The sequence below is a fragment of the Desulfuromonas versatilis genome (genome assembly GCF_019704135.1).
GTDB lineage: Bacteria > Desulfobacterota > Desulfuromonadia > Desulfuromonadales > NIT-T3 > Desulfuromonas_A > Desulfuromonas_A versatilis.
In genome coordinates this window covers 3,485,907-3,510,655 of sequence record NZ_AP024355.1, presented here as the reverse complement: position 1 = coordinate 3,510,655, position 24,749 = coordinate 3,485,907, and the positions used below count along the sequence as shown (strand labels likewise).

Below are 24,749 nucleotides of genomic sequence, written 5' to 3'. Positions count from 1 at the left end.
GGAATTACCCGACCAGGGCCAGGTGATCGGCCTCGATTTCGATGAAGGCCTCGAGAACCTGACGCACCCGCTCCTCGGTGGCCTCGTCGAGAAACCGCCGGTAGAGATGCAGGGCCCGCTCCTTGCGCTTGTGGCACTCGGCCAGGTTTTCCTTGTGCGACGGGGAGCAGGCGCCGGTCTCGTAGAGCTCCTCCGGGCGCGCGGCGCCGAGGATGCGGCAGGTGATCTCGGCGTGCACCGCGGCGATCCGGGCCAGCGCGGAAAACAGGGCCTTGCCCTGCGGGGTGTCGGCGACCTTGGAGGCGCCGCGGTAGAAGGCGCTGTTGCCGGTTTGCAGCTCCAGGGCCCGCAGCAGGTTTTCCCGGCTCTTTTTCGCCAGCTCGCCGGTGCCCAGCGGGACGAACTCGGCCGCTTCGGTGGTGTGTTTCTGGTGAGCACCGCAAAACGGGCAGTGGGTCGGCTTTTCCGACTCCATAGAGGCATCGCCGCAGATGCGGCAACGATACACATTCATCAGGGGGGACTCCTTGTCAGGTGGCCCGCGGGGGCGAACGGTCCTGCCCGGCCTCGCGGGCCACCCTGCGTCCATCCGGAAAAGGGTTTTGGACGCAGGGCATAATGAGAATAGCAAGGGGGAAAATTCCTGTCAACATGGCCGACAGGCCGCAGAAATTCCTTGTTGTTGGCGGGCATTGGGATATAATCCTAGCGGTCCCTCCTGTCCCCGCCGCTCCGGGGGGTACGGTGCCAGGGGGAGAGAAACTTTGAACCTTCGAGGAGTGCGAAGTGAGATATCTGGCAATCCTGCTGGCAGTCATTCTGGCCCTTCCCGCGGCCGCGGCAGCGGAGTCGGGGGGCGCGGCGCTGGAGGCCGTATCGCAGACCTACGCGGCGACCCAGCCGGGGCTGAACACCTTCCAGGTCACGGTGCAGACCAGTAAATTCGGCCGGATGCTCGAACAGATGACCGCGTCCATGCCGGCCAACCTTCCCCGGCCGGCGCAGCCGGTGCTGAAAAAATACGTCTCCCGCGAGTTGGGGGCGTCGCTCATCCGCGCCGAGGGGCAGAACGTCTTTCCCTACATGCAGGAGATGGTGGGGCGGCTCTCGGCTGAGCTGGCCGTCGACCTGCGCACCCTGTTCCTGCCCCTGCAGGAAGCCGAAAAGCGCCGCCAGGCCCTCGGGCGGGCCAAGGTCGTATCCTCGGAAACCCGGCTCGGCGACAGCCGCACGCTGACGGTGGACATCCGTTTCGAGGCGCCTGCCGACCTCCATGGCGCCTTTTACGGCGCCGGGCTCGACCTGCCCCAGCAGGGGGTCGCCGGCCTGGTCTTCGACCTGGATCCGGACAGCAGGATCCTCAAGCGGCTGGAGATCACCCTGGCGGACGGCCAACTGCAGGTGGTGGAGCTGCGCCATCGCCTGATGGAGGGGGGGCAGGTGCCCAGGGAGGTGCATGTCACCACCCCCGACGGCCGCATCGACGACCACCTGACCACCACTTTTGCCGAGGTCAAGGGGTTCTGGCTGCCGGTGCAGCAGGTGCGCACCATCGTCCGACCGGGCCGAAACGAGACCATCACCGTCAGCTTCTCCGACTACAAGCTCAATGCGCCGCTGCCGGCGGAGGTTCTCCAGCAGATGCAGGTGCGCTGAGCCGCTGCCGGTTCCGGCGCTTCGCCCGGGAGCGGCGGCGCGCGCCCTGAGAATCTCCGATCCCAGGAAGTAACCGGCTGGTTTTGCTGATTTTTTCTTTCCGGGCTGCTATAAATGTCCGCTCCGTTTTTCTTTCAGGCCGCCGTCCAGGAGCCGAGCTGTGAACCCGATCTGGAGCAACATCTTCCGCAAAAAACCTGACGAGGATTCGCTGGCCTTTTTTCTCGGGACCGTTCCGGTTTTCGCCGAGCTCGGCAAACGCGAACTGGTCTTTCTCGAGTCCCTGGTGCACATCCGCCGCTACGCCCCCAAGGAGGTCGTCTTCGAGGAGGGGGACCCCGGATCGGGCATGTACGTCATCCGCAGCGGCCGGGTCGGCATCTATGCCCGCGGCCCCCAGGGGACGGAGGATGAGCTGGCCGTCCTCGGCCCGGGGGATTTTTTCGGCGAAACCACGCTGACCGCCCCCGCCACCCGCACCGCCATCGCCCGCACCCTCGACACCACCGAACTGGTCGGGCTGTTTCGCGCCGACCTGCTGGAAACCGCGCAGAAACACCCGAACATCGCCAACGCCATCCTGCTCGGGCTCACCCGGGTGGTCAGCGAACGCCTGCAGGCCGCCGGGCAGGAAATCCACCGTCTCAAGTCCCAACTCGGCGGGCTCCCCCAGCCGGCCGCCGATAAGCCATGAAACCCGACCGGCGCACCACCGTGAAGGGCCTGACCCGCGCCCAGATCCTGGTTCTTTTCCTGGTGCTGACCGCCGCCATCGCCACCGGACTGGCCATCTTCAGTTCGGCCTCGACCATCATCTCGCTGATCCGGACGGCCACCGCCGGGCTGTTTCTGCCCGTGCTGCTCTCGCTGATCGTCACCCTGCTGCTCGATCCCATGGTGACCTTCGTCGAACGCGAGGAGATCAGCCGCACCACCAGCATCTTCATCATCTTTCTGCTGGTTGCGGTGCTGCTGGTGCTGCTGGCGACCTGGCTCAGCCCCCACTGGCAGGAGATGTGGACCTCGCTGCGCACCGATCTGCCGCGCTACATGGCGCGCTTCGTCGGTTTTCTCAAGGACGCCCAGGCCAACCTGCAGAACCGCTTCCCCTTCGTCGAAAACTACGATCTGCCCGGCAGGGCCCGCAACCTGGCCGAGCACATCCTGGCCGAGATCCTGGTCCAGACCCCCAAGTCGGCCCTGCGCCTGGGCAGCCTGATGATCCTGGTGCCGCTGTTCTCCTTTTTCTTCCTGCGCGACGGCAGCCGCACGGTGCGCAGTTGCATCGCCATGGTACCCAACCGCTACTTCGAGATGGCGCACGACCTGTACTACCACATCAGCAACCAGATGACCCACTTCATCCGCGGGCGCATCATCGAAGCGTTCATCGTCGGCCTGGTGGTGGCGCTGGGGCTCTCCTTCACCGACATCCGCTACGCCCCCATCCTCGGGCTGTTCGCCGGGGTGACCAACCTGATCCCCTATATCGGCCCGATCGTCGGGATGATCCCCGGCATCGTCATCGCAGCCGTCGACCTGGGCATCGGCGCCCAGTTCTGGTGGATCGTCATCGTCTATTTCCTCATCGCCCAGGTCATCGTCGACAACTTCATCCTGATCCCCATCCTCATCTCCCGGTTCGCCAACCTGCACCCGCTGTGGGTCATTATCGCCATCATCATGGGCGGCAAGCTCTATGGGGTGCTGGGGATGATCATCGGCGTGCCGGTCGCGAGCATCATCAAGATCGCCCTGGCCGAGGTCCGCAACTACCGGCGCGCTTTTTCCCTGCCGGACACCTCCGGGGAGCGCGAGCGCTATTCCTGAACGCCGGGGGGCGCCGGTTTCCCCCCGCTTGCGGCCGCGGAGCTTGACTTCGACCCGCCGTATACATGATAATTCCCCAATTCTCACCCCTGCCTGAACCGGAGCATGAGCAGATTCCTCTTCAGATTCGTCAACGACCTCAAGCTGCGCTGGAAAATGCTGGTGGTGGTGCTGCCCCTGGTGACCCTGCCGCTGTTCCTGGTGGCGGGGATCATCGGCTACATCGCCAACCAACAGGCCTACCGCGGCATCACACAGACCAGCAAGGACGATCTGGAGCACATGGCCCGCTTCACCACCGACCTGCTCGACGCCCACTACCAGCAGTTCCAGGTCTACAAGCAGGACAAGCAGAAAACCATCCAGGAGGAGCTGGCCACCCTGGCCAACCTCGCCTATTCGCTGGTCGAGGCCCAGCAGAGCCAGGTCCTCAGCGGCCAGGCCGATCCCGCGACGGCGAAAAGCGAAGCCCGCCGGGCCCTCAAGCGGGTCAACATCGGCGAGACCGGCTACATCTACGCCCTGACCAGCAAGGGGACGCTGGCCGTGCACCTGGCCCGCGAGGGAGAAAACATCTACGATGAAAAGGACGAGGACGGCCGCTATTTCATCCGCAGCATGTGCCGGGCGGCCCTTGCCTCGGCTCCGGGAGAGGTGCTGTATATCGTCTACCCCTGGCGCAACGAAATTCTGGGCGACCGCTTCCCCCGGCGCAAGATCGTCGCCTACCGCTACTTTCCCGCCTGGGACTGGATCATCGCGGTGGGGGGGTACCTGGATGAGACCACCGAGGACCTGGCCTTCGAGCGCCGCTCCTTCGAAGAGCTGAAGAGCAAGATCAAGAGCAAGAAGGTGGGCCGCAGCGGCTACATCTTCTGCGTCGACCGGCTCGGCACCCTCACCGTCCATCCCGACTCGGAAGGGCAGATGATCATCGACGCCACCGCCCAGGACGGCAAGCAGTTCATCCGCGAGATGACGGTGCGCAAGGACGGCTGGATCCGTTATCCCTGGAAGGCACCGGGCGAGGCCGAGCCGCGCATGAAGCTGGTGCGCTACCGCTACTTTCAGCCATGGGACTGGATCGTGGCGGTGGGCGCCTACGAGGACGAGTTCTACCACGAGGCCAACCTGATCCGCGGCCGCATCCTCGCCAGCATGATGGTGATCACCCTGCTGGTGTGGCTGCTCGCCACCGGGATGGTCTCGCTGGCCGCGAAGATCTTCACCGACCCGATCAACCACATGATCGGGGTGATCCGCCAGGTCAAGAGGGGGCGGCTGGACCACAAGATGAAGGTCGACACCCGGGACGAGCTCGGCGAGCTGGCCGCGGCCTTCAACCGCATGACCGAGATCATCCAGCACAACCGGGAGATGGAGGCGGCCCTGGCCCAGCAGGGGAAGATGGCCTCGCTGGGGATCCTCTCCTCGGGGGTGGCCCACGAGATCAACAACCCGCTGGGGGTGATCCTCGGCTACGCCGGGTACCTGGAGAAGAAGATCGACCCCGAAGACCCCAACTTCAAATACATCCACGAAATCAAGCGGGAGAGCAAGCGCTGCAAGAAGATCGTCCAGGACCTGCTCAGCTACGCCCGCACCCCCAAGCCGACCCTCGAGGAGACCGACATCAACGCCCTGCTCGGCCAGATCGTCGACTTTGCGGCCAACCACACCGACATGCACCATGTCGCGGTGGTCAAGGATTTCTGCCGCGAGCTGCCGCCGATCCTGGTCGACCCGGACCAGCTGCGCCAGGTAGCCATCAACCTGATCCTCAACGCGGGCAACGCCATGAGCGAGGGGGGGCGGCTCGAGGTGACCACCCGGCTCGACCCCGCCGGATTTGTCGACATCGTCTTTGGCGACAACGGCTCAGGGATTCCCGAAGACCTCCAGGAACGCATCTTCGAGCCCTTTTTCACCACCAAGACCCGGGGCACCGGGCTGGGGCTGGCCATCACCAAGCAGATTATCGACATGCACCATGGCCGCATCGAACTGGAAAGCACCGTCGGCAAAGGCACTTCGATCACCGTCCGGCTGCCGGTCAAACGCGAGGATTACCAATTATGAGCCCTGCCAAGCGCATTTTGCTGATCGATGACGAAGAAGGCATGTGCCGGATGATGGATGCGGTCCTGACCGACAACGGCTACCAGGTCAGGCCCTACACCCGCTCCTTCGAGGCGGTGGAGCAATACCGCCACGGCGATTACGACCTGGCCATCTCCGACATCAAGATGCCGGGGATGGACGGCATCGAGGTGCTCGACCGGCTCAAGGCCAGGTCGCCGGCCCTGCCGGTGATCATGATCACCGCCCACGCCACCGTCGACATGTCGATCCAGGCCCTGCGCAAGGGGGCTTACGACATGCTGACCAAGCCCTTCGAGCCCGAGGAGCTGCTCTACCGGGTGAAAAACGCCCTCAAGCACAGCCAGCTGCTCGAGGAGAACCGCGAGCTGCGCGAGGAGCTGGTCGGCAAGTTCCGTTTCGACAACATCATCGGCGCCGCCAGCGGCCTCAAGGCGGTGCTCGACAAGGTCGAGAAGGTGGCCATCCGCGACACCTCGGTGCTGATCACCGGCGAATCGGGCACCGGCAAGGAGCTGATCGCCCAGGCCATCCATTACAACTCGCCGCGCAAGGCCAAGCGTTTCGTCGCCATCAACTGCGGGGCGCTGCCCGAGTCGATCCTGGAGAGCGAGCTGTTCGGCTCCCGCAAGGGGGCCTTCACCGGCGCCACGGAAAACCGCCAGGGGCTGCTCGAGGCCGCCGACGGCGGCACCCTGTTTCTCGACGAGGTCGGCAACCTGCCGATGAACGTGCAGAAGACCCTGCTGCGCTTTTTGCAGGAGAAGGAGTTCCTGCGCATCGGCGAGACCAAGCCGACCAAGGTCGACGTGCGCATCCTCTCGGCCACCAACTCGGACCTGATGGCCGCGGTCAAGGAGGGGAGCTTCCGCGAGGACCTCTACTACCGGCTCAACGTGGTCAACCTGCATCTGCCGCCGCTGCGCCAGCGCCGCGAGGACATCCCCCTGCTGGCCAAGCATTTCATCCAACAGCAGAACGAGAAGTTCGGCACCGCCATCACCGGCTTTTCCCCCGAGGCCCTCGAGGCGGCCATGAACTACCCCTGGCCGGGCAACATCCGCCAACTGCGCAACCTGATCGAGGCCACCATGGCCATCGAGAGCGAGGACACCATCGGCATGCCGGTCCTCGCCCAGTTCATCGAGGTGGAGGAGGGGCAGGCGGCCGGCCGGGGAGGGGAGAACGACTACTCCAGCGCCCTGGCCCGTTTCGAGATCGACTATATCAGGTGCCTGCTGCAAAAGGCCGGGGGCAACGTGGAACAGGCGGCCCGCGAGGCCGGCATGAACATGGCCACCATCTACCGCAAACTGAAAAAATACGACATCAACAAGGACGACTTCCACTAATCCATTGCAGTTCTGCGAAAAAGCCGTCGGCGGATTTGCACGGCTGCAAAATACCCTCACATCGTCTTCCCGCTTAGCTAAGATACCGAAATTAATGGATCGATTTCCTGTCTGCGGCCATTCCTCCGGGGGAGGGCAGCCGGGCCGGGCCGGCGATTTTGCATCCGGGCAGGGCAGGGGGGCGGTTCGGACGTTTCTCGAAGCCCGCCGCCATGATCCAAGTGCTTGATATAAAAGATGATTTCTGTTTCATCCCGGCGCCGTCGGCTTTTGGCATGCCCGTTGCTCTTTTCTTGAGCATCGTTACTCCTTATCGGTACGGGAGTGGCGCAGATCGTTGAGGGACGAGCTGCGTCACTCCCCCGTGCCCCTCCCGCCGAGCCGAACGATTTCTGGATGGATTCATGGCCCAGGAAATCATTTGCCCTTTTTACGCCAAAGACGATGAGTACTGCGACGTGGGTTGCGGCTACATCTCCTCCCACGACGCGGCGATGATCATCCGCCACTGTTCCGCCAATTTCCGCGCCTGCGCCAAGTACCGCGAACTTGCCGAGCGGCTTTGCGCCGCCGAGGTCCCCGCCGACCCCAGCGGCCCGGGGATTGAGACTCTCGGGGCGATTTTGCATCCCCAAGACCTGGGCAGCTCTTCCCGCCCACCGCTGCCCGCTGCGCCCCTGGAGCAGCCGTTTATCTCCCCCTGGGGAGTGCTCGCCCTGGGCATGGCGATGCTGGTCTTCAGCCTCTTCCGGGCTGGCTACCTGGGCAGCGCGCCGGTCGCCGCCCTAGGCCTGTTCTACCTGGGGGTATGGCAGGTCGCGCTGGGCTTTATCCACTGGAAAAAGCGCCAGGCCTTCGGCGCCGCCACCCTCGGCTGCCTGGGGGTTTTCTGGCTCTCGCTGATTTCCCAGACCATCCTGCCCGAGGCGGGCCTGGGCCAGGCGCCGCAGGCCGGCACCCTGGCCGCCTACCTGGGCATGTGGGGGATGTTTTCCGCCGTGCTGCTGCTGGGAACCCTCGGCCGCAGCAGGGTTTTGCCGGCGACCTTCGCCCTGCTGGTGGTGCTGCTGTTCCTGCTCGCCGGGGCCGGCCTGGCCGGGAGCGAACTGCTGGCGCGCATCGCCTGTTTCCACGGCATCGCCGGGGGCCTGGCGGCAAGCGCCTGGGGGCTGGCCAAGACCCGCCGCAGGCTGCCGGCCCGTCACCAGGCCCGGCTCGAGCAATCCCGGCGGAGCGCCTGAGCTGCCCCGCGCCCCCCACCTCATCTCCCCCCCTCCGCCGGTAGCTTATCCGGCCGGGCCGCCCGCCACTTTCTGTTGACATCCTGGCAAACGCCGGGTAAGTTTAGAACATGGTCTCGAATCAGTTTGGAACGGGGTCCTCGCAGTTTGCATCCGGCCTCGGCCGGGAGAGTCAAACCGACGTTATTTTCCGGCTCGCCAAGGAGAACCGACATGAACGCCAAGCTGAGCCAGCACATGACCCTGCTGGGGATCTGCGCCATGATCTTCTACGGCCTGATGCTCGGCACCGGCCAACTCTCCACCGAGCTCATGCCTCAATTCATCATCTCCGCGGTCCTGTTCCTCAGTTCCGGGCGCATCATGCGCAAGGCCGCCCGGGTCATGGCCCGCGACGAGCAGGAGGCGAAAAAGAGCGAGCAGGTCGCCAAGCCCCAGGCCGACTGGCCGTTTCTGACCGCGCTGCTCAACTGGACCGCGGCCTTGCTGATTATCGGCATCATGGCCGTGTTCCTGATGAAGCCGATCGGCTTCACCTTCGAGCAGGCCCTGGAGCTGACCAAGGGATCGGAGCAGTATTTTGCCGGCGCGGTCCCCTGACCCGCAGCGCATTTTCAATCGGTAAAAAAGCAAACAGGCCTCTTTCGCGGAAAGAGGCCTGTTTGCTTTTGCGGCAGAGCAATTTGTCCCGAGCGCCGCACACCAGCTTCGGCGCGGCGGGCGTGTCACATCATGGCTCGCGCCATGATCGCCATGTAGCCGTCGCGGTAGACTGTCTTGTCCACGGCCTCGTCGCGGCGGGTGAAGCCGCAGGCCTGGTCGCGGCAGTAGGCGCCCCGCGAGACGTAGTTCAGGACGATCTTGGGGATGTCGAAGTGGTGGATCCGCTGGTACTGGACGGGTTTGCCGTTTTCGATGAAATACACCCGGTTGAGGTGCATGTAGTTCTCGGCGCCGTCGAGGTAGCCGAGGTCGCGGTAGGTGTTGGGACCGTAGGTCAGCGGCGGCAGGTGGTCGCTGACCAGCACGATGAGGCTCTTGGGGTCGATGCGCTGCAGCCCCTTGATGAACGCGGCCAGCGCCTGGGTGCGGTAGTAATGCTGGTTGACCGCGCGCACCAGCTGCTCGTCGTGCAGGTCCCCGGCCACCGCGATGAGCAGCGGCCTCTTGTCGAGGTTGATGTCGTGGGGCAGGTGGCCGTACATGCTGATCACGTAGTTGAAGAGCGGCTCGCCACGGTTCTCCTTGAGCTGGCGTTGGACGAACTCCAGGTTCTGCGAGAGCAGGTCGCCATCGAACATGTAGGTCTCGCCGCTGACGTCGCCGGCGCTCAGGTAGCTCTGCAGGCCGGGGGCGTACTCGCGGGGGTAGTAGATCTGGTCGAAGCCCATCCCCTCGTAGGCGTTGGTCGAGTTGAAGAAGTCGGGGACGAAGGCGTTGGTGGCGATGGCCTGGTAGCCCCCCTGTTCGAGGATGTGGGGCAGGCAGAGGGTCTTGGCGCCGGTGAACAGGTCGAACTCGATCCCCGAGAGCTCCCGCAGCGCCGGGACCCCGCACAGCACCTCGAATTCGGCCTGAGCGGTGCCCCCGCCGAACACCGGGGAGATCGAAAGGCTCCCCTTGCCCCCCACCAGCTTGGCGAAATCGGGGTGGACCGGGCTGCGCGAGAAATGCGCTCCGCGCAGCAGTTCCGGATCGAGGAAGCTCTCCAGCACGATCAGGTGGACGTTGCGCTTGCTGCGCTGGGCCTTGACCTGGGCGACGGCCTCCTCGAAGCTCTTCAACGGCTCCGCGGCTTCGCGGAAGTCGACGGTCTCGGCCAGGTAGCTGCCGCGGCGGGCCTCGTTGTAGAGCACCATGGAGAGCCGCCCGTTGTTGCCGGCGCTCAGGGCGTCGGAGAAGAAGACGATCTCCTTCTGGGTCTTTTCAAAGCCCGTCATGAACCCCTCGGGGGTCGCCTTGACGGCCACCAGCAACGCCAGCAGGGGCAGGCCCGCCAGCGCGGCGCGGCCGAGGCGGCGCGGGGCGAGGCTCAGGGCAAAGGCCCCCAGGGGCAGGCCCAAGGCCAGGCCGCCGAGGATTTTTACCCCCCAGGGCAGCACCTGCAGCATCTCCGGGATCTCGTTCACCTCGGTGATGCGCAGCAGGCGGCCGAACTGCAGGTAGTAGAGGTCGAACACGGCGTAGAGCAGCAGAATCGGCAGCGCCGCGATCACCGGCTGCAGCCTTGAGGGACGGGTGGCCAGGTTCCCCAGCAGGTACAGGTAGAGCAGCAGCGGGATCTCCAGGCGCCAGGCCGGTAGCGGCCAGGGCAGCCCGCCGCACTGCTGCACGATGCGGGTGGCAGCCAGCACCAGCAGCAGAAACACCAGGTAGCGGCTTCTCGCCAGGGACTTGAGGCGTTGACGAAGGCAGGGCAGGTTCAAGGGCCACTCCGAAGGAAAAAACGAGCCGGCGGGGGAGCCAGTTCCCCCACGAAAAAACCCCGCGCCGGCGACCGTGGTGCGGTCGCGGGACGGGGCGAAAAACTGCGGTGTCTGCAAAGACCTCGCGCCGGTGAGCCCGGCCCGATCCGTTGTCTGTCGATAAAGCTGATTTTAAGGCAAATTCCGGAAAAAGTGTACAGAAATATTCAATCGCCCGGCGCGGCTCAGTGCTCCTCCTGGCCGGCCCGGACCAGGGCGAAGAACTCGGTGGCGCCGCAGGCCTCCAGGGCCTGGTCGCGCATCGGCTTGTCGCGGAAGGTGCGCGAGATGTCGGCCAGGATCTCCAACTGGGCGCCGTCGTCCTCCCGCGGGGTCAGCAGCAGAAAGACCAGCGAGGCCGGGCGCCCGTCGGGAGCGTCGAAATCGATGCCCGCGCAGCTGATGCCCACCCCCAGCAGGGGGGTCGCCAGGTTGTCGAGGCGGGCGTGGGGCACCGCCACCCCATGGCCGATGCCGGTGGGCATGAGCGCCTCGCGGGCCAGCACCGCCTGCGCCACCTCTTCGGGGGGCAGGGCCGCCAGCGGTGCCAGCACCTGGGTCAGCTCGCGGATCGCCGCCTCGCGGTTGGAGGCCTGCAGGCGGGGGATGAAGGCCCGGGCCTTGAGATAGTTGATGAAGCGCCGCGGCTTGCGCAGCCGCAGCACCGCCTGGATGGCCGGCCCGCTGATCAGCGAGGTGACCAGCGCCATCACCACCAGGGCGACGAACAGCCGCTCGTTGATCACCCCGTACTGCAGCGCCAGCAGGCCGAGGATGATCTCCATCGCCCCGCGGGCGTTCATCCCCAGGCCCAGGGCCCAGGCCTCCCGTTTCGGCAGGCCGGCCAGCCGCGCCCCCAGCCCGCAGCCGGCGATTTTGCCCAAGCAGGCGATGGCCAGCACCAGCAGCACCGGCAGCAGCGAGAAATGGGCGATGAAATCGACCTTCAGCCCGATGCCGGCGAAGAACAGCGGGGCGAAGATGAAGGAGACGAACTGGGTGATGGTGGCTCGGGTGCGCTGCCGCAGGTGCGTCGAGTCGCCCAGGGCCACCCCGGCCAGAAACGAGCCGAAGATCGCGTGCACCCCCACCCATTCGGTGAAGGCCGCGCACACCAGGGCCAGCGCCAGGGCAAAGCCGAGCACCCCGCCGGGCCAGCTGGTGTGGGCCTGGATCCAGGGCAGGATGCGGTGCAGCAGCCAGCGCACCACCGTCAGCATGAGCAGGGCGAAGGCCACCACGCAGAAGATGGTCAGGCCGATATCGGGGTGTCCCGCGCCCACCGTCCCCATCAACCCCAGGATCACCGCGAAGACGATCCATCCCACCAGGTCGTTGAAGACCGCCGCGGCGATCAGCATCATGCCCAGATCGCTGCGGTAGAGGTTGAGGTCCATCAGGGTCTTGGCGATCACCGGCAGCGCCGAGATCGACAGGGCCGTGCCGAGAAACAGGGCGAAGATCAGCTTGTCCGAGCCCGGCTCCAGGCCGAGCAGTCCGGGCATCCACCAGGCGGCAGCGAAGCCGGCGGCAAACGGGCCGACGATGCCGGCGATCCCGACGCTCAGGGCCATCTTGCCCTGCCGCCAGACGCTGGAGAGGTTGATCTCCATCCCCGCAACCAGCAGAAACAGGGTGATCGCCAGGGTCATCAGGGCATCGAGGGCCACCGCGCCCCCGCCGCTGCGCGGGAACAGGGCGGCGCTGAGCTGCGGCGCCAGGTTGCCCAGCACCGTGGGACCCAGCAGGATGCCGGCGGCGATCTCGCCGAGCACCGCGGGCTGGTTGCAGCGCCGGGCGACTTCGCCCAGGATGCGGGCGCCGGCCAGCAGCACCCCGAGGGCAAGCAGGAAGAGGGTGGTTTCGTTGGGGGAGAGTGAGGCCATAGGGTCCCGGGAGGCTCGCGAGCAGGGTTGGGGAAGGCGTCCTGAGCACCGAGCGGAGGCGGACGCCGATCCAGTATAGCTGGAGCCGGGGACAAAGAAAAGAGCGCAGTGGGTGTGCTAAAATGCGCTTAGGAGAGATCCCGGGACCCGTGTGGGTCCTTTGCCTGCGGAAGGAGAACGGCTATGAAAAAAAGCTATAAATGTTCCCATTGCGGCGTGATTTCCGAGGATCGCGAGCACCTGTGCAGCCCCCACGCCATGGCGGGAAAGCAGGACTACTGCGGACAGCCGGTGGAAGAGGCCGGGCCGGTCTGCGGCCCGATGAGCAGAAGCCTCGAGTATGAGTGCGGCACCTGCGGCCGCCCCGCCGAAAACCCCGACATGCTCTGCACTCCCGAGCGGATCGGCTGAATGCCGGGCGTCTGGCGATAAAAAAGCCCACCTGTCTGCGGGCAGGGGGGCTTATTCTTCGCGGGGGTGTGAGGGGGCGAGAGGTTGGCCTGGTCGCCAAGAGGGCCACCCTCACCCTGGCCCTCTCCCTGAGGGAGAGGGGGCACAGCGAGCGGGCGACTCAATGACTTGGCCGGCGCATACGCCTCAAGCCCAGCTGCCGCAATTCCAGCAGCGCTGGAGGTGGCCGTCGACGGTTTCACCGCAGCCGGCGCAGACCCAGGGGGGCGGATCGACGGGAGGCGGCTCGTCCCAGGGGGCGAGGATCCGCCGCGCCAGTTCGAAATCCTCGTCGTCGAGCACCCAGAGCTCGGGGTAGCATTCGGTGAAGGGGATTTCGCCGATGGCCGTGAAGAGCCGCTCGTTGCGGATCACGCAGCGCACGCCCCCGCCTTCCAGCAGCCCCTTCAGCAGTCCCGCCAGCGGTCCCTCGTTAAAGCTGAAGGTGCGAAGTTTTCTCATTCTGCCGCGCCTGTTCCCGGTCCGGCTGCGACCGGCCCCGATTCATCGGCCGGGGATGGACCTCGAAGGCCGGCCCGTGTTACCATCGCCCCCTGACATCCACCTGCTTTCCCCCTGACGCCTATGATCATCATCCTCTCCATACCCGCGGGGCTGCTCTGCCTGCTGCTCGCCACGCTCTGCCTGCGGGTCAACCGCAAAAAGCACGCCCTCACCCTCTCGCTGCTCGGGCTGTCGTTTCTCGGCCTGGCCGCGGCCATGATCTACTGGAGCAACCTGCTCATCGAACAGATCCCGGCCGGGTCCCTGGGCTGAGCCCTTCGCTGCCTGCCCCTGGCGGCCGCTCAGGGGTTGCGGCTGCGCGCCAGGGCGACAAGGGCGAACAGCCCCATGGCGAGGAACACCAGACCGTAGCGGACCTCCGAGTCGAAACTGAATCCGCCCTTGGTGAACTTCTCGTAGAGGAGCACCGCGCCGATGTTGAAAAAGACCAGGCCGTAGATGAAGGTGGCGATCCGGAAGGGTTTCTTCCGGAGATTGCGGGAGAAGAAATTGGGCTCCATGAGGCTCTGCTTTCTATGCTCTGCATCCGTGGGTTGGGTCGAAAAAAGAGTGTAAGTGCTTGGCCTGTAGAAGTGAATCAAAAAATCCAGGGTGCTCCCCCAGGCCCGCTAGCTCTTTTGTTCCTGAAGTCGCTGCCAGGCGCGCTGCAGCAGGCCGGGCCGCCCGGAAGTCTCCACCGCCTTGATCTGTTTGTAATCCTGCACCCGGTTGAACCCCGCCTGCCTGTCCCACTGGTTGCGCAGCCAGGCCAGGGCGCCGAAGGCCCTCACCCCCAGGTAGATGGGCCACCTCTGCCAGGCGGGGACCTCGAGCACCTCCATCGCCTCGAGCATGATCCGGTCGGCCTCCGGGCGGTTTCGCACCTGCTCCCAGTAGAGCCAGTCGTGCAGCACCGCGGCGTTGCCGTACTTGCCCCACTTGGGCAGAACCCACCACAACAGGCGCGGCACCGAGGCGAAGTCGGTCATGAACCCGGGCGGCGCGGTGAGCACCTCGCCGCTGCCCAGCTCGCCCACCTCGTAGCTGAGCGGACTCAGCAGCACCCAGGTATCCCCATCCGCCAGGGGCGAAACCACCAACGCTTCGGTAAATCGGCTCATGTTGCAACTCTCCCGGTAATGGGGCGCGGTCCGTCGGGCACAGGGTGATGCCGGCGGCTGCCGATGTCAGGGGCGTTGGCAGGTTTCAATTGAGAAAAAATCAACCTCCACATTAAAGCAAGAAATATCTGCCCCCTCTACTGTTACTCACCCCGACGACTTCACGGACATATTCATCTTGTATGCCCCATTCTTTATTCTGGTCAGTATGTTGTTCTCTAGTAAAACCTGAAAAGCATTTACGACTGTCGGCTTGCTGGCGTTTAAGGCCATGGCAATTTCATCGTAGGTTCCGAAAAACATCAAGTCATCATCCAGATGATTGATGATGTACTCGATGATTTGCACCCTTTTCCCCCCGATAGAATTAAGCAGGTTCAGGAGAAAGTTTTTTTGGTCCAACTCTTCTTGCATGATTTTCTGGGTCGCTATATCGGAGAGCAGTTCAAGCATATCACGGAGATTGAGCGGTTTGAGCAGGTAGCCATCAGCCTTGAGCTTGATCGCATCGATGAGGTATTCCGATTCCGAATGTGCCGAAACGATAACGACGGCAATGGACGGATATTGTTTTTTTACAGTTTTTAGGAGTTCAAGGCCGGATGCGCCGGGCATTCTGACATCGGTTAAGATGATATCCGGCGGTTCCTCCGCGATGGCCTGCAGGGCTTTGTCGGTGCTGCTCACACAATTTGTCGTCTTGCAGAAACTATTCAGGGCCAGATGTATTTGATCCAGGGCTTCAGGCTCATCGTCAACGCAGACGACCCGCATGTTTTTTAATGCTTCAATATTCAAGGTGACACCCCTTCGTTTATTGCCCGAAATTGCAGGTAGATGCAGGCACCGTAATATCGCTGGCCATCGAATCCGAATTCTTGATTTTCAGCCCAGACTTTACCGTTTTCAAGATTCTCTGCCAACTGCCTGCAGAGGTAAAGGCCTAGCCCGGTACCGACTGAATCGTCCTTGGTTGTCAGATAGGCTTCAAAAACCCGCTGTAGCAGGGTTGGGGGCATCCCTCCACCGCTATCTTGGAAACGAACCGTAACGAGTCCATTTTCTTCGCTGCTGGAAAGCATAATGATGCGGTTGCCGTCATGCCCGGCCAGGGCGTCTTTGGCATTAAGCAGAACATTTACAGTGATTTGAACGATATCATTTGCAAACCCCTTGGTTTTGTAAGAACCCTCGATCCGGTTTTCGATGAGTATCCGGCTATGGTCCAAGGTCGGCCGAACTATGTCGATTGCACGGTTGACGGATTTTGCGAGATCAATTGGTTGACGTGTGGCGCCAGCAGTCAACAATGCTCGCCAGTCTTCGATCACGTGGGTCAAATAATCCACGTTTTTGTTCGCAAGGATGATTTGTTTCTCAAAAAGATCTTTGTTTAGCTTGCCGAGTTGATTCTGCAGTTCCAAGTTCTGAATGGCCATCGACAACGTATTCAATGGTTGACGCCATTGGTGGCCGATATAGCTGAGCATCTCAGCTTGCGCGCAACGCTTTGAGTGATGGGCTATTTTTTTTTCCTGATCGACGATAATCTTCTCATACTTTCTAAAACCGATTAGGCTGATGATCAACATCAAGCCGATAGTGCAGATAAAGCATAGTATCCAGATAGAGAAGTAGTCCCATTGCCTGTCTCTCAGTTTCGACATGCTGGAAGCGACCAACAGCCTGCCGACCTCTTTTTGATCATGCCCAAGCAGGGGGAATGAACTGATCATGTAATGGCCACTTTTGCCTTTAACTTCAATCGACTTTTTTTGGACATCGATATCCTTGATGATCGATTGGAAAAACGCCTTATCTGTCGCCCTTTTATTTCCATAGTCAGGGGGAAGAGGATAGAAACGGTCCCTATTGAAGCCGAAATCTTCCACAGGCTGCTGATCCACGGTGTAAATTGCTACTCTTATCTCCTCCAGGAACCAACGCAGTTTAAAATCGAACCAGGATGGGTTGAGGGCTAATTCGACAGCACCGCAGATTTTCTTATCATTTTCGGTAACAATCGGTATGGATATGTTGTAGTGGAAAGGCAGTCCATGAAACTCAAAGCCATGAGTAGGCTTGTTTTTGTCGAGAGCCTCTTTTGTTGCCGGAGAAGGGAGGGCATTCATATATTCAAAAGAACCATCAACTGCTTGATAGATTTCTTTATTGTTTATATCAACGACAGAAATAAAAAATACCGGTACATATCTGTTGCCAAAATCCCGGAGAAGAGGATCTATGAGGGTTTTTATCCCATCCAAATCCCGCCTGATAGTCATTTCAGCTAAATTATTTTCTTTTATGACTCTGTTCAAGTAGTTTATTATTCTGGTATTTAAATAAATTAGCTCACTGTTGTAGGCCTTTTCGACGTGGTTGTTGATTTCTAAGGAGAAATATTTGTAGTCGGAGAATCTATTTTTCAGGTCAAATAGTGCAAAAAGCACAAACAGGCCAAGCAGTAAAACGAAGGTGCTGGCGATGATCCTGTGTTTTGTCCCTTCGAGTTTTTTGATCACTTGGTGAATCACTGCTTTATCCTTGATGGTGGGACAAACCCCTTTATTTATGGTTTTGTTTTCTAAACTATTTTACTTTTTGCATTCTTTTAAGTAAAGCTAAAATTCAATCCTCCGTAGCATCAGGCATTTTGTCAGCCTCTCTCTGGGGGCAGTGCCAATCCTTCCCATCGGGCCCTTTTGTGGCAGAAGTTAACATCCCGGAAATAAAAGATGTTTTTGGTGGCTTGCATTTTTTTCTGACGCTTTTCGGAGGGGGCGTCTCATGTTTAGTTACTATAGGGTAGGGCATAGTTAAAAATTGCCTTGACAACCGAGTTGCGGTTTATGTAAATAAACCAAGACGCCTGATGGCTGCTAAAAACAAAACCGAACTCCATGCGGGTAAAATATCCGAGCCAGGGAGATGCTGGATGGATAAAATTTAATCGCTGGCGCAATTCGGCATCGCTATAAAAAGCGCAAATGTGGCGCGGGACCATTGGGATGGGTGATTCATAGTGCCGTCGGCACGATCCCGGAAGTGCAAATTATTGAACAGTAAGGAGTGGCAATGCAAAGCAGGAGAAAATTCCTAAAGCTTGGTGCTGGTGCGGCAATCGGTGGATTGGCCGTAGCAAGCCTGCCAAAGACTGCAGCGGCGCATCCAAGCGATGAAACCGCCTGGGACGAGACTGTCGATGTAATTGTCATCGGCTCCGGTTTTGCCGGGCTGTCAGCGGCGCTGAATGCCAAGCGCAAGAAGTTGGGCTCCATTCTGGTTTTGGAAAAAATGCAGGTCATTGGCGGGAATTCCGCCATCAACGGCGGCTGGTTTGCGGTTCCCAAGAACCCCATCCAGCTCTCGCAGGGAATTCTTGACGACAGCCCGGAAGAGTTGGTCAATGATCAGATGATCGCCGGGCGAGGGATGGCCAACAAAGAGATTCTGACCAAAGTCGCCAACCGTGCGCTGGATGCCTACCAGATGTGCATCGATGCCGGTGTGGAATTTCGGAAAGACTTTAACATCCAGGTCGGAGGTCACAATAAGGCGCGTGCCATTCGAACCAAGCATGGCACTGGCGGCGACATTACGACCAAGCTGTATGAAGCCGGGCGCCGCGAAGGGGTCGAGTACCGTCTGCAGCATTACATCGAAGATTTTGTCCGGGTCGGTGACAAAATCGAAGGCGTCGTCGTGCGCCGTGGTTACCGCTTCCCTGACCAGGGCACCGGGGAGTTGGTCCGCATTAAGGCCAATAAGGCCGTCATCTGCGCTTCTGGCGGTTTTGCCCGCGATATGAAGCTGCGCGCTGTCGTCGATCCGTCATTGGATCCAACGCTGGATTGCACCAACCACCTGGGGGCTACAGGTGAGGTGATGCTGTCCGCCGCGGCTAACGGAGCCCTGCCTATTCACCTCAACATGATCCAGACCGGCCACTGGGGTTCCCCCGATGAAGGCGGCTTCGGCTGGTCCAATGCTCTGCTTTCGATCGGCTGGCACGAAGGTATTTCGGTCAGCGTTCTCAGCGGCAAACGCTATATGGACGAGCGAACCGATCGCCTGACGGCTTCCACCGCCATTATGAATAATCGCTACTCCGATGGCAGCCCCGCCTATCCATTGGTGTTTTTCAACTACAACGATCACCCTGATGATGACCGCGTGGTACGCGCGTTGCGCGACGAAATGGCTTGGAAAGTCGATAGCCTTGAGCAGTTGGCCAGCAAGTTCAATGTGCCCCTCGATGCGTTGAAAAAGACCGTCAAGGAGTATAACGAGCATGTCGCGCAAGGCACGGATCCCGATTTCGGGCGCAAGATGGATACGGCCAAGGTGTTAAAAGCGCCCTTCGTCGTATCCCGTATCTGGCCGAAGGTACACTACTGCATGGGCGGACTGAAAACAGACGCAGATGGTCGGGTGCTGGATGCTCGGACGATGAGCCCGATCAAGAACTTCTATGCTGCTGGTGAAGTCACCGGAGGGGTGCATGGCCAAACCCGCTTGAGTTCTTGCTCCTGCCTGGAGACATTGACCATGGGCTTCATTATTTCAGAAGCCATCAAAGCCAACGCGTAAGGAGAACTGGATGAAAAAGCTAATTATGAGTCTTGCCCTTGCTTTGGCTATGGTTGTCACTGCCCAGGCGGGCGATTTGGTCACCATAAAGGGCAATACAGAAGGGCGGAGTTACCATAAGTCGCTGTATGAGGAAGGCTGTAACTACTGCCACCCGGGCTCACCCAAAAAACAGGTGACCGACGCAGCCTGTGTCGACTGTCACGGCCAAATCAATGATATTGAGATCACTAAACATCTGAAAATGCCGGAGGCGAACCCGCACAAAAGCGTCCACTACAACCAGGGCGCAAGCTGTCTTGCGTGCCATGCGGAACACACAAGGAAAGCACCCGTCTGCAGCGAGTGTCACCGGACCTGGTTCGACAAAATGTAAATACGATTGGCCCGAAACGCCCTGCCGCCGAGTTTGCTCGGCAGGAAACGGCCGAATCGCTCAGTTCAACATCTGCAACATGAAGCGGCCCAACCTGAGTCAAAAGGGTTGGGCCGTTTCATGTTGTGCGGTAAGTGTCAGGTGTCAGTGGAAGTTCTTTTTTATTTATCTAAAATCCTGGAGGAAAAAGGGGGGTCAGGCTTGACAAGTGGGGATATTTCTCTTCACGGCTTCAAGTTTTTCTTTTAAGCCTGGGTTTTCCTGGATACGTATTTCCAGCCGCCTGGCGGCTTGGCTTAAACTCGACAAATCCTGGTTAAGAGCCTTACCCAGATCCCTAAGCGACAACCCGTCGGTTTCCCGTATCAGCAGAGCAGCCACGGCCCTTGCTTCAGAGATCGGACGTGCTCTGCCTCGGCTGGCCATCTCGGCAGTAGTCAGAGCGTAGATCGAACAGACTGCCTGGATTACCGTTTCGATAGCCGGCGGGCGGTTAAACGCCTCTTCGGCCTGGGCCAGTGCCTTATCAATAAAAACGTCATCCCCAAGGGCTCGCCCTTGAAAGGAACCACGATGGAATTCTTCTCGATAATCTTCCTGCAAACCACCGGTGATGAAATAGTTGTAGTGCCTGAGGGCCTCTTCACGGTTTGGAGCGAAGCAGGAGTAAACCCAGTCGGTGGTCAGCCAAGGGAGGACCTCAAGGCCGAGGTAGGCGCGGTGTCCCGACCAGGGATATTTGTGCGGGTGGACAACCATGCCGGCCCGGACCGGATTGAGATGAATGTAGCGCACCAATTCAAGCAAATAGCTGTCGGCATCGATCAGCAAGGCCTTGTATCGGCCCTGAAAGAGGTGCCCGGCCTTCTTCCGCTTTCGGTTGCAGAATTGGGTATAGCGGAAGCCAAGATTCTGCATGATTCGGGAAAGTGGCACATCATTGACCTGGACAATGAGGTGCAGGTGGTTGCTCATCAGGCAAAAGGCATGGATCCGATGGCCAAACCGTTCGGTCCCCTCTTGCAGGAGGAGGTAGAAGCGACTGCGGTCCGCCTCGTCGAGAAAGACTTCCTGGCCCGCATTGCCTCGGAGTATGACATGATAGACAGCGCCGGGAAAATGAATACGAGGTTTTCTAGGCATGGTGTGACCTTATTGTGAAATCCCCATTTGTCAAGCCTGACCCCTTGCCTCTTGCCTGCGAAGTTCGATAGTATTTATTAATATCCCCTTCGGATATCATTGGCAGGCGCCCGTGAAAAAGCTCCAAGAAGGAGGTCTCATTTTGGAAAATGCCGGTGGGGTTGTCAAGACAAATGGTACAAAAAACAATGATTTCTGGTCGTTTTTCGCGGAGATGGCATTACGATCGGGAATCCCCGAAGGCAGGGTGAAGTGGCATCTTGGGTGGGCTCAGCAGTTTGCCCGATCGGTTCCCGGGTCCCTCTTCGCGAGCGTTCTCCTGACCATGTGAATGTCTTTTTACAGAACCTGGAAAATCAAGATAATATTCAGCCTTGGCAGATCGCTCAGGCTTCAGAAGCTTTGCAAATACTCTATCGGGATGTTTTATCCCTTGCCTGGGCTGAACCGTGGATTCGCGGTGGGGATCTCCCGGAGGGGGTTGGAAGTGCCTGCTGCGAGAAATCCTTGCCGGCCAAAAAACATGCTGCCGGAGTGCTCTTTAAAGACCGCCTGAACGATGAGAAGATGCCTTCGGTAATTCAGGAGGTTTTGGATGCTATGCGAACAGAGATCCGACTGCGCCACTACTCCCCCCGGACCGAACAAACCTACCAGCATTGGGTAAGGCGGTTTTTGACTTTCCATCGCTATCGGCACCCGAAAGAAATGGGGGCCGAGGCGGTAAAAGCGTATCTGGAATATCTGGTCGAAAACCGGGACGTCTCAGCAAATACTCAGAAGCAGGCTTTGAACGCTCTCGTTTTTCTCTATGACCAGGTTCTAAAGCAAACATTGGGAGAGCTTGGCGATTTTGCTCGAGCCAAAAAACCGAAACGTCTGCCTGTGGTTCTTTCGCGGGAGGAGACTGTTGCGCTTTTTGCCTGCCTCACGGGGACACCGGCGCTCATGGTGGGATTGTTGTATGGCAGTGGCCTTCATGCCATGGAGTGTCTGCGGCTGCGGGTCAAGGATATTGATTTTTCTCAGGGCCAAATTATGGTGCGCGACGGCAAGGGCCGTAAGTTGACACCCATGTACTGAACAAGGGTGGCAGGGGCGTGCGCAGCCCGCTCGATCAGCCGTGACCGGCGCTGTCTACTGCCCGGCCACGCAGACCCGGTTGCGGCCTTCCTGCTTGGCCCGGTACAGGGCCTTGTCGGCCATTTCCAGCAGAGATTTGGAGTCGGTGCCGTCGCTGGGGAAACTGGCTACGCCGAGGCTGGCGGTGACGTTGCCGCCGGGCTGGGTCTCGCAGCCGGGGAAGGGGTAGCATTCGATGAGCGAGCGGATCGAACGGGCCACCTTGACGGCGTCGGCCTTGGGGGTTTCGGGGAGGATGACGGTGAATTCCTCGCCGCCGTAGCGGGCGAGGATGTCGGCGGTGCGCAGGCGCTCGCGGATGATGAGGCCGAGCGTTTTCAGCAGCTGGTCGCCCTGGGGATGCCCGTGGCTGTCGTTGTACTGCTTGAAGTGGTCCAGGTCGAGGAAGATGACGGAGAATTCGCGGCCGTGGCGCTCGGCCCTGGAGACCTCGACGGCCAGGCTGGCCAGCAGGTAGCGGTGGTTGAAGAGGCCGGTGAGGCCGTCGCGGATGGAGAGCTCCTTGAATTCGCGGTTGGCGGCCTCGAGCTGGACGATCTGGCGCTGGAGCTCGGCGATCTGCAGCTCGTTTTCGCGGATCTGCTGCAGCTTGTCGAGGCTCTGCCGGGCCATGTCCGCCACCTGGGTGATGTTGTCGAAGGGCTTCATCACGTATTCGTTGGCACCGAAGCGCAGGGCCATGATCGCGGTGTCGAGGGAGCCTTGCCCGGCCATCAGGATGACCTGGGTGTCGGGGTCGGCCTCCTTGATCTTCTGCAGCAGCCCGATGCCGCTGATGCCGGGCATGACCGCGTCGGCGAAGACTACGGGGAAGGGCTGGCTCTTGAACAGTTCGAGGGCCTGCTCGGGGCCGTTTGCCTGGGCGACGCTGAACCCTTCGTCGTGTAGGGCCTGGGCGAGGGTGGCGCGGACGAGCGGTTCGTCGTCGACCACCAAAACGCGGGGCTGATCATTATTGGTAGGCATGGTTCTGTCCTCCTCGAAGGAGCATGGCTACTGAGGGCAAATGCGCTGTCGCCGGGGTATGAGGCCGGGCCTCGGACGGGCGCTTCCCTGGGATGGCATGTTCGCCGAATAGGATACACTAATGCAAGTTTGGTTCCTAGATGATTTTCATTGGGGATGATTTTGGGGGCCTGGAGAAAATCCTCTTCCCGTGTAGCCGCCCCTCGCCATTGACCTGAGCTCGGGTTCTGGGCTAATATACGAGAGTTTGACGGGCCCGCCGACCGGCCCGCTTTTTTTTCGTCTGCAGCAGATCATCGCATCGAGGTTTTCAGCAGTGAGCAAGCATAACCAGAAAGAAGTCGAGCGCCGCCGCACCTTCGGCATCATCAGCCACCCCGACGCGGGCAAGACCACCCTGACCGAGAAGCTGTTGCTGTACGGCGGGGCGATCCAGATGGCCGGCGCGGTCAAAGCGCGCAAGGCGGCCCGCCATGCCACCAGCGACTGGATGGCGATGGAGCAGGAGAGGGGCATCTCGGTCACCAGCTCGGTGATGAAGTTCAACTACCGCGACTACGAGGTCAACCTGCTCGACACCCCGGGCCACCAGGATTTTTCCGAGGACACCTACCGGGTGCTGACCGCGGTGGACAGCGCGCTGATGGTCATCGACAGCGCCAAGGGGGTCGAGACCCAGACCCGCAAGCTGATGGAGGTGTGCCGCATGCGCAACACCCCCATCATCACCTTCATCAACAAGCTCGACCGCGAGGGCAAGGAGCCGCTGGAGTTGCTCTCGGACATCGAGGAGACGCTGCAGATCGAGTGCGCGCCGCTCTCCTGGCCCATCGGCATGGGCAAGCGCTTCAAGGGGACCTACAACCTCTACCGCAAGCAGCTGCACCTGTTCACCCCGGGCCAGGAGACCCGCCTGAAGGACGGGGTGGTCATCGACGATCTGAACGACCCGCGGCTCGACGAGCTGCTCGGCAGCCAGGCCGACGAGCTGCGCGCCGATATCGAGCTGCTCGAGGGGGCGGCCAACCCCTTCGAGCTCGAGGAGTATCTGAAGGGAAACCAGACCCCGGTCTTCTTCGGCAGCGCCATCAACAACTTCGGCGTGCAGGAGATGCTCGACGCCTTTGTCGAGCTGGCGCCGCCGCCGAGCCCGCGGGAGACCACCAGCCGCGAGGTGAGCCCCTACGAAGAGCCCTTCAGCGGCTTCGTCTTCAAGATTCAGGCGAACATGGACCCGGCCCACCGCGACCGCATCGCCTTCATGCGCATCTGCTCGGGCAAGTTCACCCGGGGGATGAAGCTGCGCCACCACCGCATCGGCAAGGACATCAACGTCTCGAATGCCACCATCTTCATGGCCCAGGACCGCACCAACGTCGAAGAGGCCTACCCCGGCGACATCATCGGCATTCACAACCACGGCACCATCAAGATCGGCGACACCTTCACCGACAAGGAGCCGCTCAAGTTCACCGGCATCCCCAGCTTCGCCCCGGAGCATTTCCGCCGGGTGCGGCTGAAGAACCCGCTGAAGACCAAGCAGCTGGAAAAGGGGCTGATCCAGCTCGCCGAGGAAGGGGCGGTGCAGCTGTTCCGCCCGGTGATCAACACCGACTACATCCTCGGCGCTGTGGGGGTGCTGCAGTTCGACGTGATCATGAGCCGGCTCAAGAACGAGTACGGGGTGGATGCCATCTACGAGGGGATCGACTACGCCACCGCGCGCTGGATCGGCTGCGAGGACCGGAAGAAGCTCGAGGAGTTCGAGAAGAAGAACCAGGCCAACCTGGCGCTGGACGCCGAGGGGAACCTGGCCTACCTGGCCTCGAGCGAGTGGCGCCTGGGGCACACCGCCGAGCAGTGGCCGCAGGTGCAGTTCCACAAGACGCGGGAGCATAATTAACACCGTGGACCGTGGACCGT

24 protein-coding genes are annotated in these 24,749 nt (G+C 60.9%); 13 read left to right on the top strand and 11 right to left on the bottom strand.

The genetic code is table 11. From position 1 onward, the window contains the following. Positions 1-4 precede the first annotated feature (4 nt). Positions 5-514: a ferritin family protein gene (locus tag DESUT3_RS15720; protein WP_221249417.1), complete on the bottom strand. Its 510-nt coding sequence runs from the start codon at positions 512-514 to the stop codon at positions 5-7. Between the two features lie 272 nt (positions 515-786). Here DESUT3_RS15720 and DESUT3_RS15715 point away from each other — a divergent pair, with 272 nt between their 5' ends. The 5 genes from DESUT3_RS15715 to DESUT3_RS15695 all read left to right on the top strand — a co-directional run bounded on the left by DESUT3_RS15715 (position 787) and on the right by DESUT3_RS15695 (position 6,938). Further along, a complete protein-coding gene (locus DESUT3_RS15715; protein WP_221249416.1) occupies positions 787-1,656 on the top strand; it encodes a hypothetical protein in 870 nt (289 codons plus the stop codon). A gap of 160 nt (positions 1,657-1,816) precedes the next feature. After that, positions 1,817-2,350 (top strand): Crp/Fnr family transcriptional regulator, encoded by a 534-nt coding sequence (locus DESUT3_RS15710; RefSeq protein ID WP_221249415.1) that lies wholly within the window; start codon positions 1,817-1,819, stop codon positions 2,348-2,350. Further along, the gene (locus tag DESUT3_RS15705; RefSeq protein WP_221249414.1) at positions 2,347-3,486 is read left to right on the top strand and encodes an AI-2E family transporter; all 1,140 of its coding nucleotides are present in this window, start codon (positions 2,347-2,349) and stop codon (positions 3,484-3,486) included. The genes DESUT3_RS15710 and DESUT3_RS15705 overlap by 4 nt, the downstream gene beginning before the upstream one ends. A gap of 105 nt (positions 3,487-3,591) precedes the next feature. Continuing rightward, a complete protein-coding gene (locus tag DESUT3_RS15700; protein ID WP_221249413.1) occupies positions 3,592-5,565 on the top strand; it encodes a cache domain-containing protein in 1,974 nt (657 codons plus the stop codon). Beyond that, positions 5,562-6,938: a sigma-54-dependent transcriptional regulator gene (locus tag DESUT3_RS15695; protein ID WP_221249412.1), complete on the top strand. Its 1,377-nt coding sequence runs from the start codon at positions 5,562-5,564 to the stop codon at positions 6,936-6,938. The genes DESUT3_RS15700 and DESUT3_RS15695 overlap by 4 nt, the downstream gene beginning before the upstream one ends. Before the next feature lie 91 nt (positions 6,939-7,029). Here the strand turns inward: DESUT3_RS15695 and DESUT3_RS15690 are convergent, their stop codons facing one another. Further along, a complete protein-coding gene (locus DESUT3_RS15690) occupies positions 7,030-7,239 on the bottom strand; it encodes a hypothetical protein (RefSeq protein WP_221249411.1) in 210 nt (69 codons plus the stop codon). Between the two features lie 103 nt (positions 7,240-7,342). Here DESUT3_RS15690 and DESUT3_RS15685 point away from each other — a divergent pair, with 103 nt between their 5' ends. Further along, complete coding sequence (locus DESUT3_RS15685; RefSeq protein ID WP_221249410.1) at positions 7,343-8,179, top strand: acetate uptake transporter; 837 nt, start codon at positions 7,343-7,345, stop codon at positions 8,177-8,179. Between the two features lie 213 nt (positions 8,180-8,392). Next, complete coding sequence (locus tag DESUT3_RS15680) at positions 8,393-8,779, top strand: hypothetical protein (protein WP_221249409.1); 387 nt, start codon at positions 8,393-8,395, stop codon at positions 8,777-8,779. 125 nt (positions 8,780-8,904) lie between these two features. Here DESUT3_RS15680 and DESUT3_RS15675 read toward each other — a convergent pair whose 3' ends face one another. Both DESUT3_RS15675 and DESUT3_RS15670 read right to left on the bottom strand, forming a co-directional pair. Then, a complete protein-coding gene (locus tag DESUT3_RS15675; protein WP_221249408.1) occupies positions 8,905-10,605 on the bottom strand; it encodes an LTA synthase family protein in 1,701 nt (566 codons plus the stop codon). 224 nt (positions 10,606-10,829) lie between these two features. Further along, positions 10,830-12,530: a cation:proton antiporter domain-containing protein gene (locus DESUT3_RS15670; RefSeq protein WP_221249407.1), complete on the bottom strand. Its 1,701-nt coding sequence runs from the start codon at positions 12,528-12,530 to the stop codon at positions 10,830-10,832. A gap of 183 nt (positions 12,531-12,713) precedes the next feature. Here DESUT3_RS15670 and DESUT3_RS15665 point away from each other — a divergent pair, with 183 nt between their 5' ends. After that, a complete protein-coding gene (locus DESUT3_RS15665) occupies positions 12,714-12,941 on the top strand; it encodes a hypothetical protein (RefSeq protein WP_221249406.1) in 228 nt (75 codons plus the stop codon). A 186-nt stretch (positions 12,942-13,127) separates the two neighbouring features. On the opposite strand, the gene DESUT3_RS15660 is transcribed toward DESUT3_RS15665, so the two are convergent. Further along, entirely contained in the window at positions 13,128-13,442 is a 315-nt protein-coding gene (locus DESUT3_RS15660) for a putative signal transducing protein (protein ID WP_221249405.1), read from the bottom strand. A 123-nt stretch (positions 13,443-13,565) separates the two neighbouring features. Between DESUT3_RS15660 and DESUT3_RS15655 the strand changes: the two genes are divergently transcribed. Next, positions 13,566-13,757 (top strand): hypothetical protein, encoded by a 192-nt coding sequence (locus tag DESUT3_RS15655; RefSeq protein ID WP_221249404.1) that lies wholly within the window; start codon positions 13,566-13,568, stop codon positions 13,755-13,757. 29 nt (positions 13,758-13,786) lie between these two features. Here DESUT3_RS15655 and DESUT3_RS15650 read toward each other — a convergent pair whose 3' ends face one another. From DESUT3_RS15650 to DESUT3_RS15635, 4 genes are all read right to left on the bottom strand, one after another. Next, positions 13,787-14,005, bottom strand: a complete 219-nt coding sequence (locus DESUT3_RS15650; protein ID WP_221249403.1) for a hypothetical protein — start codon at positions 14,003-14,005, stop codon at positions 13,787-13,789. Positions 14,006-14,113: 108 nt separating this feature from the next. Further along, on the bottom strand, positions 14,114-14,605 hold the full coding sequence (locus tag DESUT3_RS15645) for a DUF1353 domain-containing protein (RefSeq protein WP_221249402.1): 492 nt from the start codon (positions 14,603-14,605) through the stop codon (positions 14,114-14,116). Between the two features lie 147 nt (positions 14,606-14,752). Continuing rightward, a complete protein-coding gene (locus tag DESUT3_RS15640) occupies positions 14,753-15,403 on the bottom strand; it encodes a response regulator (RefSeq protein ID WP_221249401.1) in 651 nt (216 codons plus the stop codon). Next, positions 15,400-17,142, bottom strand: a complete 1,743-nt coding sequence (locus DESUT3_RS15635) for a sensor histidine kinase (RefSeq protein ID WP_225911532.1) — start codon at positions 17,140-17,142, stop codon at positions 15,400-15,402. Before DESUT3_RS15635 ends, DESUT3_RS15640 begins: the two co-directional genes overlap by 4 nt. 541 nt (positions 17,143-17,683) lie before the next feature. Between DESUT3_RS15635 and DESUT3_RS15630 the strand changes: the two genes are divergently transcribed. After that, positions 17,684-19,198, top strand: a complete 1,515-nt coding sequence (locus DESUT3_RS15630; protein WP_221249400.1) for a flavocytochrome c — start codon at positions 17,684-17,686, stop codon at positions 19,196-19,198. A gap of 10 nt (positions 19,199-19,208) precedes the next feature. Then, the gene (locus tag DESUT3_RS15625) at positions 19,209-19,574 is read left to right on the top strand and encodes a cytochrome c3 family protein (RefSeq protein ID WP_221249399.1); all 366 of its coding nucleotides are present in this window, start codon (positions 19,209-19,211) and stop codon (positions 19,572-19,574) included. A 195-nt stretch (positions 19,575-19,769) separates the two neighbouring features. Here DESUT3_RS15625 and DESUT3_RS15620 read toward each other — a convergent pair whose 3' ends face one another. Then, entirely contained in the window at positions 19,770-20,717 is a 948-nt protein-coding gene (locus tag DESUT3_RS15620) for a transposase (protein WP_221249398.1), read from the bottom strand. Between the two features lie 252 nt (positions 20,718-20,969). Here DESUT3_RS15620 and DESUT3_RS15615 point away from each other — a divergent pair, with 252 nt between their 5' ends. Continuing rightward, entirely contained in the window at positions 20,970-21,800 is an 831-nt protein-coding gene (locus tag DESUT3_RS15615) for a phage integrase N-terminal SAM-like domain-containing protein (protein WP_221249397.1), read from the top strand. A 54-nt stretch (positions 21,801-21,854) separates the two neighbouring features. On the opposite strand, the gene DESUT3_RS15610 is transcribed toward DESUT3_RS15615, so the two are convergent. Then, complete coding sequence (locus DESUT3_RS15610) at positions 21,855-22,826, bottom strand: GGDEF domain-containing response regulator (RefSeq protein WP_221249396.1); 972 nt, start codon at positions 22,824-22,826, stop codon at positions 21,855-21,857. A 316-nt stretch (positions 22,827-23,142) separates the two neighbouring features. On the opposite strand from DESUT3_RS15610, the gene DESUT3_RS15605 reads away from it, so the two are divergent. Further along, positions 23,143-24,729, top strand: coding sequence for a peptide chain release factor 3 (locus DESUT3_RS15605; protein WP_221249395.1), 1,587 nt, complete (start codon positions 23,143-23,145; stop codon positions 24,727-24,729). The last annotated feature ends 20 nt before the right edge of the window (positions 24,730-24,749 follow it).

Excerpts from the sequence above, each read along its gene's own strand:
- DESUT3_RS15720 (WP_221249417.1), bottom strand. The coding sequence starts at position 514 with ATGAATGTGTATCGTTGCCGCATCTGCGGCGATGCCTCTATGGAGTCG.
- DESUT3_RS15705 (WP_221249414.1), top strand. The coding sequence starts at position 2,347 with ATGAAACCCGACCGGCGCACCACCGTGAAGGGCCTGACCCGCGCCCAG.
- DESUT3_RS15700 (WP_221249413.1), top strand. The coding sequence starts at position 3,592 with ATGAGCAGATTCCTCTTCAGATTCGTCAACGACCTCAAGCTGCGCTGG.
- DESUT3_RS15695 (WP_221249412.1), top strand. The coding sequence starts at position 5,562 with ATGAGCCCTGCCAAGCGCATTTTGCTGATCGATGACGAAGAAGGCATG.
- DESUT3_RS15690 (WP_221249411.1), bottom strand. The coding sequence starts at position 7,239 with ATGCTCAAGAAAAGAGCAACGGGCATGCCAAAAGCCGACGGCGCCGGG.
- DESUT3_RS15685 (WP_221249410.1), top strand. The coding sequence starts at position 7,343 with ATGGCCCAGGAAATCATTTGCCCTTTTTACGCCAAAGACGATGAGTAC.
- DESUT3_RS15680 (WP_221249409.1), top strand. The coding sequence starts at position 8,393 with ATGAACGCCAAGCTGAGCCAGCACATGACCCTGCTGGGGATCTGCGCC.
- DESUT3_RS15670 (WP_221249407.1), bottom strand. The coding sequence starts at position 12,530 with ATGGCCTCACTCTCCCCCAACGAAACCACCCTCTTCCTGCTTGCCCTC.
- DESUT3_RS15665 (WP_221249406.1), top strand. The coding sequence starts at position 12,714 with ATGAAAAAAAGCTATAAATGTTCCCATTGCGGCGTGATTTCCGAGGAT.
- DESUT3_RS15660 (WP_221249405.1), bottom strand. The coding sequence starts at position 13,442 with ATGAGAAAACTTCGCACCTTCAGCTTTAACGAGGGACCGCTGGCGGGA.
- DESUT3_RS15655 (WP_221249404.1), top strand. The coding sequence starts at position 13,566 with ATGATCATCATCCTCTCCATACCCGCGGGGCTGCTCTGCCTGCTGCTC.
- DESUT3_RS15650 (WP_221249403.1), bottom strand. The coding sequence starts at position 14,005 with ATGGAGCCCAATTTCTTCTCCCGCAATCTCCGGAAGAAACCCTTCCGG.
- DESUT3_RS15645 (WP_221249402.1), bottom strand. The coding sequence starts at position 14,605 with ATGAGCCGATTTACCGAAGCGTTGGTGGTTTCGCCCCTGGCGGATGGG.
- DESUT3_RS15630 (WP_221249400.1), top strand. The coding sequence starts at position 17,684 with ATGCAAAGCAGGAGAAAATTCCTAAAGCTTGGTGCTGGTGCGGCAATC.
- DESUT3_RS15625 (WP_221249399.1), top strand. The coding sequence starts at position 19,209 with ATGAAAAAGCTAATTATGAGTCTTGCCCTTGCTTTGGCTATGGTTGTC.
- DESUT3_RS15620 (WP_221249398.1), bottom strand. The coding sequence starts at position 20,717 with ATGCCTAGAAAACCTCGTATTCATTTTCCCGGCGCTGTCTATCATGTC.
- DESUT3_RS15610 (WP_221249396.1), bottom strand. The coding sequence starts at position 22,826 with ATGCCTACCAATAATGATCAGCCCCGCGTTTTGGTGGTCGACGACGAA.